Raw genomic sequence first — 15,147 nt, 5'->3', positions numbered from 1 at the left:
AATTTTTTTATTTATAGAAATAGCTATAACTGTATTCAATGAAAAAAGGTAGGTTCGCAATTGAACCTACCTATTCGGAGAAATTACATATTATTTACTTTCTTATCCTACTTAAGACTTCGAGCCCATCATTCTCCTGGCTTCTTTTAGTATTGAACCTGTTGTACTCATTAGCCATCCCAAAGAATCAGTAGTACCACAATACTCAATAACATCAGCGCATTTTAATTGTCAGGAGAAAATAACGTTCTAGACTAAAAAATAAAGTGTTAGACTCAGCAAATAAAGTTGTAGACTGAGAAAATAGAGAGACTGACGATGCTTCATTAAGCTAACGGACAGATAGGTTAACCATGAGATTTCAATAACTAGTATGGTTGTAGCATTGTAAAAAATATTGATCCCTCATAAGGGGAGAGTGATTTATTATTGAGTCTTTATGTTAAAATTACTATATGGATTGTGAATAAATGTACTTGAATTAATGCAGCAGATTAGTAATGGTAGATTATACCATGTGGATTATATGGAGGTTGCTGTAATGTTTGAAAGTATATGTGTTTCTAGTGATTGCGATTTAGGGACAATAGCAGAGAAAGCAATTTTTTATGATAAGGTAAAAATAATCGTCAATGAGAATCTGTTAAATCGTTTGTTTTCACAAGTCCATCCCGCTGAATTTATTCCATTTTTAGAAGAACATAAAGAAAATATTGAATTAGTTTATTTCTGGGTTGTACCAGTTACTAGAACTTTCCACCACGATGATAAAACAGAAATAATGTTTACCTCAATGGATGAAGATGATGTAGACCCATACTTAGATTACTTGTGGGAAAAAGGTGGGTTGAATAGTTCTAATGGGCATTTTACAGACTTACCTTTGGCAAGAAAACTTTACAGATTAATGAGTAGAGATGATATTTATTTTGAAACAACAAAAAAGTATGCAGAAGAAATGGAATCTGAAGAACAAATCATAAATTACTTAGAAAATTTCCTTATAAAGACCAATCCTTTACTTTTAAAGAAACTTCCAAAAGATATTAAGTTAAAATTACACATCATAGAAGATGATGCTCTTTTAAAAAGATATGAATTAGAACATAATATTAGTAAAGAGATAATTGACCCTCTCTCATTTCTAGGAAGTTATTTTTCGACTTTTTCTAGCTTTGAAGTATGGTCAAAGCACTCATCGGATTTCCAATTAAGCCCATCATCTTCTATCTTAATTGCGAACAGATTTGATTCCCTTTATAACAAAATCGTTAGTGGAAGTAATAGTATAGAAACATTTAATAATTTTGTACTGAAAACTGGAAATGTTAGAGGAGTTTTGAATTCCGGGGAAAAGACTTTTTCAGAGTATATATCTATATATGAAAATAGTAGAAAATTCAAGGAGTTTATTGGTGATTTACCCCCAGAAGCTAATTTAATACAGGAATACTTTAATGCTAATAATGCAAATACTTGGGCTGAGAAATTACCATCTAAAACAATCAGGTTGGGCTGTTTACAGGTGCAGGTTTACTTAATACAGTAGGTGGCTCAGGAGCTGGCACTTTATTAGGAATTTCATTGAGTGCGGTAGATACATTTTTAGTAGATAAGCTAATAAAAGGATGGAAACCAAATCACTTTATAGAAAATGATTTAAAAAACTTTATAAATAGTTAAATATGTAATGTTAGACTAACGGGAAACGTTAGCTTAACAACAACAGCGGCAGTCTAAGACCTTATTTATCAGGTCTTGTTCTGCCGCTGTTTCATTTAATGGATTAGTCTAAAACTTATTTCTCAAAAGTTGACGGTTCTTCAATCCGAAAACGTTGTTAAGTCAACGACTCCAGTCTATTACTTTATTTTTACAGTACTAATCCTTTTCTTTTGTCATTTTAAATCATTCCCCTTAAATAGTTTATTTCTTCGCCATCTTCTTATATTCGGACACCATACAATAACTCCACCGATGTATACTAGTGTATAAATATTCATTTCTCATCAATTATGAAATTTTTTTCTCATTAATTATGAATACATTCTCATTAATTATGACACCACACACTCACATGTATTGCTAAAAATTTAAATCTTGTAAGCCTTCATAGCTTTTCTTAGCTCTTTGAACGAAGGACGTTTACCATACATTAAGACACCCGTACGGTAGATCTTGGCGGCCAGCCAACCGAACAGCAAAATGGAGGCGACCAGAATACCAAGTGACAGCCAGATTTCCAGCAGGCTCGCCCGTTCCAGACCAATCCGCAACAGCATGACGGTTGGCGAGAAAAATGGGATGTACCCGGCAACCTTTACGAAAATCGTATCAGATGCGGCGATATTGAAGATACCGATATAAAAGGCTGCTAGTGACAGCACGGTAATCGGCATGATCGCCTGTCCCAACTCCTCGGTACGGCTAACAATGGAGCCCACCGCGGCGAACAGTACTGCGTAGAGAAAGTAGCCGAGGATGTAGAATACCAGACCATAACCCAACACCGCGATATTCAGTTGCGACAGATCCAGCCCGGCTGAGCTAAGAATGACATTATTATGCGGCAGCATAAGGTTGGCACATACAGCGGCTGCAAAGACAGCAATTTGCAGCAGGCCGACCAGGAAAATGCCGATAATTTTTCCGAACATCTGGGTCAACGGTGAGACACTTGTGATGAGAATCTCCATGATACGTGAGCTTTTTTCCGATGTCACCTCTGCAGCAATCATATTCCCCGTCATCATGGAGGAGGTGAAGAATAAAATCATCAGTACATAGACCAAACCATAGTTAATCATAGAGGTCTCTTTTTCCTCTGTCCCCACAGCTCCCCCTGCCTCAGACGAACCGTCTACTTCCCTGCTGTCCACTATTACAGGTGTGCTAATCTCACGAATTTGATCACTGGTCAATGCATTGCCGCCCATAATGGCTTTGACCTTAGCTTCCTGAAGTCCCGTCTGCAACAATGTAATTACAGCAGGAGATGGCTCTTTTTCTACAGAGACATATTCCACTTTAGGAAACGTGTCTCCCTTGTCGGTAGGCTCCGTGAACTGTACGTAACCTTGCAGCTCCCCATTTTTCAAGGCTTGCTGCATGGCTGGTGTTTGTACGTTGTCATAACGCTTCCAGATGGCTGCCGGGTTGGATTGCTCCTTGGTGAATTTCTCCAGTTGATTCGCCACTTCTATCCGGCTCCCGGCAATCAGTCCCAAGCGATGATGCTCGGCTGCCGTCGTGCCCGAACCTCCTGTCCCATCTGCTTTAAACAAAGAAATCAAATATGGCAGATTCATACCAAGCGTAATGAGCAAGGCCAGTACCAGCGTTGTAATGATAAAAGATTTGGTTCTCGCCTTCTGACGAAACGTAAAACCGATTACCGTACCCAGTCTATTCATGGGAATCACCCACCTCTCTTATGAAAATCTCGTTCAGCGTCGGTTCCTTGATCTCAAAATGCTCTACATCCGTTTGCTCCAACGCCGTTTGTAATACCAACTTCGCCGCATTCGGCTGCTCAATATGCAGCATCCAGCCGCGATCCATAGGCTCTACACGGCGCACGCCGGGCAGCTGTTCCAGTCCGTTCACTTCACCTGTAGTGATGAGACGAACTTTTTCACGCGGGTAACGGCCCTTAATCTCCTGCACACTTCCCTGCACAACTGTATTTGAGCGATGCAAAATCGTAATATGGCGGCACAGTTCCTCCACATGCTCCATGCGGTGGGTCGAGAATAAAATCGCAGCCCCATCGTCCCGCAGCTCTTTCACCGTATCCTTAAGCAATTCAACGTTTACCGGATCAAGCCCACTAAAGGCCTCATCCAAAATGAGCAGCGTCGGGCGATGCACAACGGCGGCAATAAAGCCCATTTTCTGCTGATTTCCCTTGGATAGCTCCTCAATCCGCTTGTCGTAATATTCGGGCACTCCAAAGCGCTCCAGCCAGTAGCGTAGACTTTTGTCCGCCTCCTTAGCCGACATTCCGCGCAACCTGCCCAAATAGTTAATTTGCTCGCTCACCTTCACCTTGGGGTACAACCCTCGCTCCTCGGGCAAATAGCCCATCGTCCGCTGAAGCTCCTTGCTGTAGGGCTTGCCCTCATATTGAATGTTACCTCCATCAGGGTAAATCAGACCGAGCACCATGCGCATCGTTGTCGTTTTGCCTGCTCCATTGCCTCCCAGTAGTCCGTAAATCTCCCCACCGTTCACATTCAGCGAAATTCCGTTCACCGCCGTGTGGTTCCCATATTGCTTCACGACCTCTTTCAATTCCAGCATGTTCATGATTACTCCGCTCCTTTTTTCTGCGTGTATGTCTCCGCATCTTCTGATAGTTGTCCCGCAGACCAATGTACTAAAATATCATCCAGTTCCAAACGCCGCACACGGATGGGGCGGATGCCCGCTTGTTCCAAGATGGCGCTGGTCTCTCCGGCTGCCAACGTTACAATTCGCTGCAATCCGCCTTCGCTCTCCATCTCTACAACACCCGGAAGTTCCGATGCCTCCTCCGGTGTGCCTTCAAACCACATTTCTTTGCTATTTTCGAGCAAATGGTCTTTTTCCAGCTTGCCGAGCAGCCTGCCATCATGCATCAGGACAATATAATCCGCCAAACGCTTAATCTCGTCTATGATATGAGTGGCAATAATGACCGTCGTTTTGCCGTTCTCCATACAATCCCGCAGTTCCTCCAGCATGATTTTCCAGGCAAAAGGGTCTAAACCCGACGAAGGCTCATCCAGCAGCAACAAACGAGGGTGAGGCGCCAAGGCTGCAGCCAGTTCAAACTTACGGCGCTCTCCCTTGGACATGCGCGATAATTTCGTATGCTGAGGAACCTGAAATCGTTCCATCAGACGCTGAAAACGTGTTTCATCCCAGCCGGGATACCACAAGGCTCGAAACGCCGCTGCTGCTTCTGCTGTGAGTCGATCTTCCTCACGGGTCGGCTGCTCTGACATATACCCAACCCATTGTCGTGTATCTGCCGGCATGCCGTCCGGATACGCTTGACCGAACCAACGTATTTCACCGGAATCCGGGTGGATAAGCTGAGTCAGCAGATGAATCAATGTACTTTTGCCCGATCCGTTATGTCCAGCCAAAGCGACTACATATCCCGGTTCAATGGTTAGATTAATCGGTCCAATTTCCCGGTTACCTCGAGTTTTATAGACTTGGCTCATCTCAATAATGGGTGTTTTTATCTGTATCCCCGTAGGAACTTCCACATGATGGTTTACATCGTTTTTCACGGGCGTCACTCCTTCACTTGGACTTCATACCTTCTCTTCACCATTTCTGCGAAAAGCTCCAACAATTCCTGTTCTGTCATCTGTACAGCGATGCCTGTGTCAATCGCCGTTTCCAACGCCTCGGTCACTGCTTTAAGGCGGTAACCTGAGCGCTTATCGTCTTCGACCAGAGCTACGAAGGTGCCCGTTCCCTGCCGGGTACGAAGCAAACCTTCGTTCTCCAAATCCTGATAGACCCGCCGGACGGTGATGACGCTGCAGCGGAGCGTCCCTGCGAACTCCCGAATGGAGGGAAGCAGCGTTCCCGCTGCAATCTGTCCGGTTACGATGAGTGAGCGAAGTTGCTTTTCAATCTGCGCATACAGCGGTTCCGCGCTATTCTCATCAATTTGCACTGGTATATTCACCTGCTTCTCCCCCCTTTTTATCTATCTTTGTACACATACCGCTAAGTTAAATCCCGTTTCATAAGCTTACGCTGTGTCACCCTGTAGGACATCCACATACCCAGAGCTCCTGCCAGCAGCGCTCCCCACATCACCGGAGACAACAGCTGCCATTCCTTGCTGTAAAATGCCGTTATCGATACCAGATTAGCCCCACATACTCGAACTATAATCGTAACTATCCCACAAATTAGCATGATGACAATGGATAGCCAAAAGTAGGATTTACCTTTTTTAAGAAATTCCACATGAATATAAATGGCTTGAATCAGCATTCCGTAGCCTATCCAGGTAAGTGCAAACGATACAAAGAAACCTGTACTGGCATATACCCGAAACGTAGCTGACAACGTAAACAATAGAGTGAAAAATATCACACTATTCACAACAAACGCCAAAAGCGCCTGTTGAATTCGACTCATAATCACCGCATTCATCGGTATAGGCAAGGTGCGGAAAAAGGCTAGCATATGCGTATAGGAATCTTCCTGAAGATATTTAAATGCACGGCGGTTATAAATGTATCCGAGAAACGGAATCAACACCAGCATGATAAAATCGGCTACCGGACTCAAGTTTCCACGTTCATCCCAATGCACACTTACAGCAAAACTCATGGTAAATCCCAAATACGCAATAAACAGCAATGTCCACAGCATAACATATGGATTGTTGCGAAAATCCTGCCGGGTAATCTTCCATGCCTGCTTGATGATTGTCATTTTCTTATCCTGATCCCTTCTGCACTGCCTGTAATGACGACCTCGTTCTCTCTTCATACGAAGTTATTATTAAAGTAATCAGTGTTATTACTGTATATATCTTTATACACAGTATATAAACCATGAATTACAACTGTCAATACCTGAATGTAAATTGTGCGTACAATCACAATAGCTCGTCAGGACCTATGATACTCTGTAAATGATAAACGTTCTCAATCAAGGGGATGAACAAATGGATAAGATACTGCACTGGGATGAACCGATTTTTAACCTTGTTAACCGTTATCCCGAAGTGAAGGACATTATGGTAGAGCTGGGTTTTCATGATATCGCCAAGCCTGGCATGTTACAAACCGCAGGTCGTTTTATGACATTGTCCAAAGGTATTGCATTGAAAAAAGTAGCTATGGAAACCGTGGAACGCACGTTTTTGCAACATGGTTTTACCATTCAAAAATAAAGGAGCTAACGATCATGAGCGAGCTAATTAACAACCGTGAACATACAGCACAGGAATTAACAGAACGTCAACGAACACTGAAGGAAATTATAAAAGAATTACATGCCGGGAAAAGCGTCGAAGAGGTGAAAGCGCGTTTTGCAGAGGCTGTTGGCGGAGTAAGTGTGGCGGAAATTTCAGCTATGGAGCACGCACTGATGACCGAGGAGGGAATTCCCGTATCGGAAGTTCAGCGGCTCTGTTCCGTGCATACTTCGATCTTCAAGGGCTCCATCGAGGATATTCACCGTCCTTCAGGACCGGAGGAACAACCGGGACATCCTGTCCACACATTCAAGCTGGAAAATCGGGAGATCGAACGACTGGTCAACTTTAAGTTGGCATTGCATGCAGAGCAATTTCAAAAGGAGGACAGTCCCAAGGTTATTTACAAGCTGCTTGAGGATTTAAGTCTGCTAATGGATCTCGACAAGCACTACAGTCGTAAAGAAAACTTGGTCTTTCCTTATCTAGAACGCTATGGAATTTTTGGCCCGACCAAAGTCATGTGGGGTGTGGACGACGGCATTCGTGCCGCGATTAAGGAAGCGAAGAGTCTGCTCGCCGAATATAACGGGGATCGTGAACAGATTGGGAAGGCGCTTGCCCATATCATGAGTGAAGTAAATGAAATGATATTCAAGGAAGAGAATATTTTGCTGCCGATGGCACTCAGTAAGCTGACAGAGGATGAATGGCTGAAAATAGCCCGGGAAAGCGAGGAAATTGGATTCTGCCTGACCGCCCCCGAACGCGAATGGATACCCGAACGGGCAGAGGAGCCTGCAGAAGCCCTTGAGCAAACGGAAGGCACATCAGGAACACCGCAAGGCTTCGTGCGATTCGAGACAGGGATTGTATCCGTACAACAATTGGAACTGCTGTTGAACCATCTACCTGTTGACCTGACCTTTATCGATGAAAATGATGTTGTTCGCTATTTTTCCCATGGTAAGGAACGAATCTTCGCGCGCACGAAAGCCGTCATTGGTCGTACCGTACAGAATTGCCACCCACCCCAAAGCGTGCATGTCGTTGAGAAGCTGCTGGAAGATTTTAAGGCAGGCCGCAAGGATGTTGAAGATTTTTGGATTCCAATCAAGGATAAATTTGTCTACATTCGTTATTTTGCCATCCGTGATGCAGAGGGCCGCTATCTGGGAACGTTGGAATTTACGCAAAATATCGCACCCATTCGTGCCTTGGAAGGACAAAAGCGTATTCTATCCGAATAGTATCCAACCGTAAGCCACCATGTTCAGATTTTTGCCACCCAAACTTATAATATGTTGTTCTACTATAAGTTTGGCTCCCAACCTTTCATAAAAGGTACATGCTGGATTATCTGCTAGCACCCATACGATCACAGAGTGAATATCCATACTATTGAAATGTTGAAGCAGACGTAAAAATAGTCTCTTCCCCAAGCCTAAACTATGGTATTCACTCAAAACGTAAATTGCCGTTATTTCTCCCCCATACGGGGGATATTCACCTGACTTTTCCGGACCCCCACTCACAAATCCGATGATTTCCCCCTTCTCATTTTCAGCAACATATACCCGATGACCGTCTTCACTGGATAGATTCGCATTCCACAGTTTTGTTCTTTGCTCATAGGAAAGCTGTTCCAAAACCTGGGCAGGCATTATTTCTTTGTACGTCGTCCTCCAGCAATCTACGTGCACCTTGGCGATGCCCTCGGCATCTGATATCGTTGCTTCCCTGATGATCATGTGAGTTCCACTCCTAGTTTCCAATATTATACTTTCCATATACCGACGATCCGAATCTTGATCTATAATAAAAATGTTCACTGCTATTCATTCATTCCTGAAGGATTCGACTTGAATAAAATTGTTTCATTTTATGTACGTTCGTGGCTGTAGCTGTATTGATCATAGGCTGGAGTATCGGGTTGACGCCCGTAGGCAATCTGGTCTTTCAATATGTATTTGGTGTGTCCCCGAATTGATCGAACCTACCAAGAACGTATTTCAGGTTCTTACTTTACTATACATATGGGTAGCTGTCCGTAACATATATCAGGGACTTATTATTAACAAGCACCGAACGGCATGGATGACATTCAGCTCGTCCATACGTATTATCGTGATGCTACCAAACCTATCTTTATCGGTAGGCTGTTTTCTGTAGCTTTGCAATTCTCGCGCTTATTCTCTGTATCTGCTTTTTTCCAGGACTGGACGGCAAAGTGGCGGGAATTGTGATGGCTGTTTCCGATGAATGCATCATCCTGAAAAAAACTTACCTAGAGAGCCTTATGCAAAGGACCCGCACATTGACTCCCTATGGCACAACTCGCTTTTACGAGGTCAAAATATAAGGGCCGTTCTTTGTAATCGCAATCGTGTGCTCGTATTGGGCTCCCCAACTGCCGTCTGCTGTGCTGATGGTCCAGCCATCGTCCCCCCAGAGCACGGCCCCCTCGGTTCCTAGGGTAAATACCGGCTCGATGGTAATCACCATCCCTTCGCGCAGGGGTAATCCCGTTTTGGGACGACCGTAGTGCAGAACCTCTGGCGGCTCATGCATTTGGCGGCCAATGCCATGCCCGATCAGAGGCTTGACGTTGCCGAACCGCCGCCAGCCTGCCGCTTTTTCCACAGCATGCCCGATATCCCCCAATGTCCTCCCCGGGCGGGCAACCTCTATACCGCCCATCAGTGCCTTATGGGTCTGCCGCAACAGTCTCGCTACCGGGCGGCTAATGTTACCTACCGCATAGGTCCATCCTCGGTCAGCCAGCCAACCGTCCTTGTTAACCACAATGTCGATGGTCACAATATCCCCATCATGAAGCACCCGCTCCGAGGGAAAACCATGGCACACCACCTCATTGACCGAAGCGCAGGTGGCATAAGGGAAACCTTTATAGCCCTTTTGTTCAGGCGTGGCTCCGCGCTTGTTTAAAAACTGCTCCACCCAAGCGTCGATTTCAAGCGTTGTGATTCCCGGAAGAATACGACTTTCCAGCGTACGATGACAATCTGCTAAAATACGCCCGGCCTCCCTCATGTAGCCGATTTCCTCCGGTGTTCGTATCGCTATCTCTATTGGAATCCGCCTCCTTTGAGCATACAAATACACTAAATCTATCCCATTGTATGCAGGGCAGACACAAAAAAACCGTCTCCTCTGTGGATAGACGGTTTATAAAAGTCGTATTTCTAGTTTTTCGGGTAATCGAACCCTTTAAGATACTGAAGAATTTATGCGACCGAGTTCGTTTTCCACCACCATGGTCAACTCTTCCTCATACCCTCCTGTAATCCGGTATTTTCGCACATATTCCTTTACAAATTTTTTGGGATCCTTAGGCCGGAAAATTCGAGTCATTTCCCGCAGACTTTCCTTTACTTCATTGTGACCTTTCGTTGCCATGTAACTCCCTCCCAAAACGTTGAAAATAAGTGCTCCGTTGAAGAGAATGCCGAAAAGTATTGATGTCCTTATGCAGTGAAGTAGTATGTCTAATTGCAGCTTAGGTCGGGAACGCCTTAGGCAGGCATGTACCTGACACTTGTATTAACCGATTTTCTTTTGGCTGAATCACTACCCCATTATAACATATTCAGATACAGCTTTCAGCTTTCCAGTAAATTTACATTGATTTTACCTATCTTTTACGCATCATGTCATTTGGGGTACTACATCAGCTGTTGCACAGAGGGTATACCTTATTTATCGGTTTTTGGAGTGTATGTGTTTGGGGTAAAATAAATAAACATAACAAGGAGGGAAAAGGATGAGCCGCTATGCTCCGCTGTTCACTGCACCTGTTGCCCGTATGTCTGCCCTGAACATAGGAACTTGTGAAGAGGAGGGCATCAATGCCTCCTTACTTGATCAGGCAGACCGTGAAGTTCAAGCCAAGTTTCCTAAAATGCACAGCTTCCTGCTGCTGCGCCACGGTAAACTGATCTGGGAACGCTATTACAACGGTCATGAAGCAAGCTCTCTGAACGATTTGCGATCCGCGACCAAAAGCTTCACTTCCACGCTCATCGGCATAGCTATGGCTCGCGGTGATATGCCCGGGCCAGAGACGGCTGTACATAAGCTGTTGCCTGAGTATTTACCTAGGCGGAAGGAAACACTGCTAGAGCAGATTACGATTCGCCATCTGTTGACCATGACATCCGGCTTGTATTGGCAGACAGGCAAAAAGCTCGGAGAAGCTTTTATCCACCGTTTTCATCGCAGCAAAAGCTGGCCGTCCTTTGCCCTGCGCTTACCTGTACAGGAGGATCAACTCGGTGTATTCCAATATCGCAGTGTTGACTCGCACTTGCTGTCCGTGCTACTGACCCATTGTTGTGGGATTGACGCCTATACGTACGCTCTCCAGCATCTGTTCGAACCCTTAGGTTTTGGGAGAAGTGGTTGGGCACAAGATCCAGAGGGCTACACCATGGGACATATCGGGCTATATCTGACATCGCGTGACATGGCTAAATTCGGCGACTGCTGCCTTCATCAAGGCAGCTGGAACGGAAAAGAATTGATACCGGCCGATTGGCTGCATCAGGCGACACAGCGACAGGTCGAAGGCTATCCAGAATTCGGGGATTACGGATTCCAATGGTGGACAGGACGACTCCACGGCATCAACTACGCGTGTGCACACGGACATGGAGGACAGCAAATTTATCTTGTGCCAGAAGCGAACGCAGTCGCGGTATTTACAGCAGACAGCAAGGTGAGCCGTTGGAAAAATCCGCGAACACTGCTGGAGCGTTACGTTTTGCCAGCCGTATCCTCCCTCAACTTGGAACGTTCCTGAAATGAGCTTCAATGTGCTTATTGAATATAGGGGGCTAAACAATCATGGAAGTCTCACCACCAAAAATTCTAATATTGTACGCCAGTTACGGGGAAGGCCATGTACAGGCCGCCCGGGCAATTAAGAACAGTTTGCGAAGACTCGGACACTGCGAGGTACGACTACTTGACCTAATGGCTGAATCTCATCCCTGGTTGAACAGTCTGACCAAATTTGTATATATGCAAAGCTTCAAAACCATTCCACAGCTTTACGGATGGGTCTATAACATCACGCGCGGTATGCAGGCTACATCGGCCTTCGGCCATGTGTTGCATTCATTCGGAATGCGTCAACTTACGCTCACACTGAAAAAGGAGTTGCCCGACCTCGTAGTACATACATTCCCGCAGCTCGCGCTTCCGGCGTTACGTCGCAAAATGGGAATGCATTTGCCGATTGTCAACGTGGTTACGGATTTCGATCTGCATGGGCGCTGGCTGCATCCCGATATTGACCGCTACTATGTAGCCACTGAGGATATGCAGCAGGAAGCTGCCCAGCGGGGAATACCGATCGAACGCATTGCCGCGACGGGCATTCCGATCCACGCTTCTTTTTATAACATGTCTGCCGACGAAGCGCCTGTTCAAGAACAGCTAATCCCACCGCTACAGGCTGAGACTACTACGCTACTCATTATGGCTGGCGCCTATGGTGTGCTATCCGGCATAATGGATATCTGTCAGCAATTAAGCCAGGTTCCTCAGTTGCGGCTACTCATCGTCTGCGGTCGTAACCAGCAACTGAAGGCAGAATTGGATGCGCTGTATGCAGACTACCCGGACATTTACACCTATGGATTCGTGGACTTTGTTCCAGCACTTATGCGTGCGAGCAATCTGGTGATTACGAAGCCGGGCGGCATTACACTCTCAGAAAGCATTGCATCCGGTTTGCCTATTCTTGTGTTCAAGCCCGTACCCGGTCAGGAGCTAAATAATGCTCTATATTTGCAGCAAAAAGGAGCTGCTCGGATTGCTCGCACTACGGAGGAGCTGATTCAGCATTGTCTCGTCCTGATTTCCATCCCCTCTCTTGCTGAAGAGATGACGCAGGCGATTAAGCTACTTCGCAAACCTCATCCCGCAGACCAAATTGCCGAGGATATTTTGCATCAGCTTGTGGATAAAAGAACCTCCGTCCGGACAAATTAACGGAGAATAAGCCATACGGAGGGGATACCAATGGAACGCAAAGGAAAGGATTTACTCCCACTAACGGGTGATAAGGTAGAAGTGGACGGTGTTTATATTGATGAGGATGGACATGAGCAGCATTTGCACAGAGGCCAGCATTTTCCCGCTGATGTAGTTTTGGGTACTTCCGAGTGGAAAATGACCGAATATGCCTTTGATAACCATCACGAGGGACGTACCGATGAACGACTTATCCCCAAAGAGGATGACAAGAATAAAATGGGTAAAATCACACATCCACGCCGCCATTTAAAAACTGGTGACCGATAATTACGAAAGTATATCCACAATTACACCCAATATGTTGATAGTTTGTGGACAAACTGTGTGCAAAGTATAAATTATCGTAATATTATCTACAGATTGTGCACAACTTGTGTATAAATAATGTTATTTCTGTGGATAAACATTAATATGTGGTGGATAAAGTGTATACAACATGTGCAAAACATGTGCATAACCGTTTAAAAGGCTGAACGAATTCTTTTCGTTCAGCCTTTTTCGTATTTTTATACACATTCTCTAATTCATTTTTTTACCGAGATCGGGTATGTTCGAACGAGAAATCGCTCCCGGAACGATGAGTTGCCCAAAAAGGACTCTATCCCATTAACGGAGACTCATCGAAAATTCGCAAATAGCGCATAGAGGAGTGTAAAATGGAAACGAGGACGAACAGAGTCAAAAGAGGAATTACCGAAATGTAATAAGGCGTAGTCATCATAGAAATTCTCGCTTCAGGCGGGCGAACATATGCAGGAACGCGGTATATAGAAGCATCTAGCAAAACTCGTTGACCAAAATTTGGAGTAGGGGTGATCCGAATGGCATCTATTAAAATCCTTTCACTTAATGTCGGCATGCCCAAGCAGATCCAGTTTAATCAGAAGAACGTTTCTACGGGGATATTCAAGTCGGCCACAGATGAATATTTGTATTTATCTTATCTAAACTTCGAAGGGGATGGGCAGGGCGATCTAGTTCATCACGGGGGTAAAGAGAAAGCTGTATGCGTCTATCCCTACGAGCACTATCCGTTCTGGGAAAATGAATTGCGGAGACCGCTCGATTACGGCGCGTTCGGGGAAAATTTAACGATAAAGGGTTTGCTAGAATCCGACGTTTGCATTGGAGACGTCTTTAAGCTTGGCAAAGCTATCGTTCAAGTTAGCCAACCGAGACAGCCTTGCTACAAGTTGTCCATCAAGTACGGCGTACCGGACATGCCCTTGAAGGTACAGCAAACAGGCCACACGGGATTCTACTTCCGCGTTTTGGAAGAGGGAGTTGCCTCTAAAGCCGACGGACTATCCCTCCTTCATCGCCATCCGAAAGCAATTACGGTTTCATTTGCCAATCGAATTATGCATCAAGAGAAGAATCATATCGAGGGTATTAAGCAAATTCTCGAAGTGGAAGAATTGTCCTTAAACTGGAGAAATACGTTTCTAAAACGTTTGGCGGGAACCGAAACGGATTCTCGGGAAAGACTATCAGGCAATTCGTAAGATGGAAGTGGTTCAATGAGTCTGCAAGCTCGTCTGGCTGCATTCGAACATCGAATCTGCGAAGCTTGTGGGCGATGCGACAGAAGCGCAGTCCAAAGGTTATCGCCAAATTCGAGTATATCCATTCGCTTGACCGCTTATCCTTTGTGTAGAGCCAATTTTTTTACCGTGATCGGGCATATCCTTCAATCCTGTCCTCATAGCTTGTATAGTACGGAGACTTAGCTTGAATCTTTTATAAAGGAGGATATGCCTGACATGTCAGTCTATAAGTCTTCCACAGGATTGGATGAAAATATAGCAGCTGTCCTGTGCTATTTGTTCGCCTTTATTGGCGCGCTGGCCTTTGTCATGCTGGAAAAGAAAAGCCGATTCGTATTATTTCACGCACTGCAATCCATACTTCTTTTTGTAGCCCTCATGATCGGACATGTGCTGGTAGGATTCATCCCCCTACTCGGTCCTTTCTTCGCTTCCCTGCTAACGCTGGCAGGCCTTGCCTTGTGGATTATCTTGTTAATTCGTGCGGGACAAGGAAAGTGGCTCAAGCTTCCCTGGATAGGCGATCTGGCTCTTCATCAAGCCCGGCAGTTATGAAAACAGCAAAAAACCTTGATCCTAAGCAAGGAATCAAGGTTTTTT

Annotated in this window: 16 protein-coding genes; 8 read left to right on the top strand and 8 right to left on the bottom strand. The window is 45.1% G+C overall.

The window, feature by feature from the left end; genetic code table 11:
• Positions 1 to 541 precede the first annotated feature (541 nt).
• Positions 542 to 1,549, top strand: a complete 1,008-nt coding sequence (locus MKY75_RS02845) for a hypothetical protein (RefSeq protein ID WP_340884246.1) — start codon at positions 542 to 544, stop codon at positions 1,547 to 1,549.
• 544 nt (positions 1,550 to 2,093) lie between these two features.
• On the opposite strand, the gene MKY75_RS02840 is transcribed toward MKY75_RS02845, so the two are convergent.
• The 5 genes from MKY75_RS02840 to MKY75_RS02820 form a co-directional block, all read right to left on the bottom strand.
• Entirely contained in the window at positions 2,094 to 3,413 is a 1,320-nt protein-coding gene (locus MKY75_RS02840; RefSeq protein ID WP_069010900.1) for an ABC transporter permease, read from the bottom strand.
• Positions 3,406 to 4,308: an ABC transporter ATP-binding protein gene (locus MKY75_RS02835; RefSeq protein ID WP_029515932.1), complete on the bottom strand. Its 903-nt coding sequence runs from the start codon at positions 4,306 to 4,308 to the stop codon at positions 3,406 to 3,408. The genes MKY75_RS02840 and MKY75_RS02835 overlap by 8 nt, the downstream gene beginning before the upstream one ends.
• Positions 4,309 to 4,310: 2 nt before the next feature.
• Entirely contained in the window at positions 4,311 to 5,213 is a 903-nt protein-coding gene (locus MKY75_RS02830) for an ATP-binding cassette domain-containing protein (RefSeq protein WP_165148414.1), read from the bottom strand.
• Positions 5,214 to 5,287: 74 nt separating this feature from the next.
• A complete protein-coding gene (locus tag MKY75_RS02825; RefSeq protein WP_039270421.1) occupies positions 5,288 to 5,689 on the bottom strand; it encodes a GntR family transcriptional regulator in 402 nt (133 codons plus the stop codon).
• Positions 5,690 to 5,730: 41 nt separating this feature from the next.
• The gene (locus tag MKY75_RS02820; protein ID WP_340884245.1) at positions 5,731 to 6,450 is read right to left on the bottom strand and encodes a hypothetical protein; all 720 of its coding nucleotides are present in this window, start codon (positions 6,448 to 6,450) and stop codon (positions 5,731 to 5,733) included.
• Positions 6,451 to 6,685: 235 nt separating this feature from the next.
• Between MKY75_RS02820 and MKY75_RS02815 the strand changes: the two genes are divergently transcribed.
• Together MKY75_RS02815 and MKY75_RS02810 are read left to right on the top strand one after the other, a co-directional pair.
• A complete protein-coding gene (locus MKY75_RS02815; RefSeq protein ID WP_029515936.1) occupies positions 6,686 to 6,913 on the top strand; it encodes a DUF1858 domain-containing protein in 228 nt (75 codons plus the stop codon).
• A 14-nt stretch (positions 6,914 to 6,927) separates the two neighbouring features.
• Positions 6,928 to 8,187, top strand: coding sequence for a DUF438 domain-containing protein (locus tag MKY75_RS02810; RefSeq protein WP_029515937.1), 1,260 nt, complete (start codon positions 6,928 to 6,930; stop codon positions 8,185 to 8,187).
• Here the strand turns inward: MKY75_RS02810 and MKY75_RS02805 are convergent.
• The 3 genes from MKY75_RS02805 to MKY75_RS02795 form a co-directional block, all read right to left on the bottom strand.
• On the bottom strand, positions 8,176 to 8,688 hold the full coding sequence (locus MKY75_RS02805; protein ID WP_165148151.1) for a GNAT family N-acetyltransferase: 513 nt from the start codon (positions 8,686 to 8,688) through the stop codon (positions 8,176 to 8,178). The two genes, MKY75_RS02810 and MKY75_RS02805, sit on opposite strands and share 12 nt — an antisense overlap.
• Positions 8,689 to 9,280: 592 nt before the next feature.
• Positions 9,281 to 10,063, bottom strand: a complete 783-nt coding sequence (gene map / locus MKY75_RS02800; RefSeq protein ID WP_340884244.1) for a type I methionyl aminopeptidase — start codon at positions 10,061 to 10,063, stop codon at positions 9,281 to 9,283.
• 105 nt (positions 10,064 to 10,168) lie between these two features.
• Positions 10,169 to 10,357 carry a hypothetical protein gene (locus MKY75_RS02795; protein ID WP_007428354.1) on the bottom strand — a complete coding sequence of 63 codons (189 nt, stop codon included), beginning with the start codon at positions 10,355 to 10,357 and terminating at the stop codon, positions 10,169 to 10,171.
• A gap of 364 nt (positions 10,358 to 10,721) precedes the next feature.
• Between MKY75_RS02795 and MKY75_RS02790 the strand changes: the two genes are divergently transcribed.
• From MKY75_RS02790 to MKY75_RS02770, 5 genes are all read left to right on the top strand, one after another.
• Positions 10,722 to 11,759 carry a serine hydrolase domain-containing protein gene (locus tag MKY75_RS02790; RefSeq protein ID WP_029515940.1) on the top strand — a complete coding sequence of 346 codons (1,038 nt, stop codon included), beginning with the start codon at positions 10,722 to 10,724 and terminating at the stop codon, positions 11,757 to 11,759.
• A 44-nt stretch (positions 11,760 to 11,803) separates the two neighbouring features.
• Positions 11,804 to 12,955, top strand: a complete 1,152-nt coding sequence (locus MKY75_RS02785) for an MGDG synthase family glycosyltransferase (protein WP_340884243.1) — start codon at positions 11,804 to 11,806, stop codon at positions 12,953 to 12,955.
• Positions 12,956 to 12,985: 30 nt separating this feature from the next.
• Positions 12,986 to 13,267 carry a hypothetical protein gene (locus tag MKY75_RS02780; RefSeq protein ID WP_029515942.1) on the top strand — a complete coding sequence of 94 codons (282 nt, stop codon included), beginning with the start codon at positions 12,986 to 12,988 and terminating at the stop codon, positions 13,265 to 13,267.
• A gap of 554 nt (positions 13,268 to 13,821) precedes the next feature.
• Positions 13,822 to 14,505, top strand: coding sequence for an MOSC domain-containing protein (locus MKY75_RS02775; protein ID WP_029515943.1), 684 nt, complete (start codon positions 13,822 to 13,824; stop codon positions 14,503 to 14,505).
• A gap of 258 nt (positions 14,506 to 14,763) precedes the next feature.
• Positions 14,764 to 15,102: a DUF4870 domain-containing protein gene (locus MKY75_RS02770; protein WP_029515944.1), complete on the top strand. Its 339-nt coding sequence runs from the start codon at positions 14,764 to 14,766 to the stop codon at positions 15,100 to 15,102.
• The last annotated feature ends 45 nt before the right edge of the window (positions 15,103 to 15,147 follow it).

The sequence above is a fragment of the Paenibacillus sp. FSL L8-0663 genome (assembly GCF_038008125.1).
GTDB classification, from domain to species: Bacteria; Bacillota; Bacilli; order Paenibacillales; family Paenibacillaceae; genus Paenibacillus; species Paenibacillus polymyxa_D.
The sequence above is the reverse complement of the archived record's forward strand: the minus strand, read 5'-3'. Positions and strand labels throughout refer to the sequence as shown.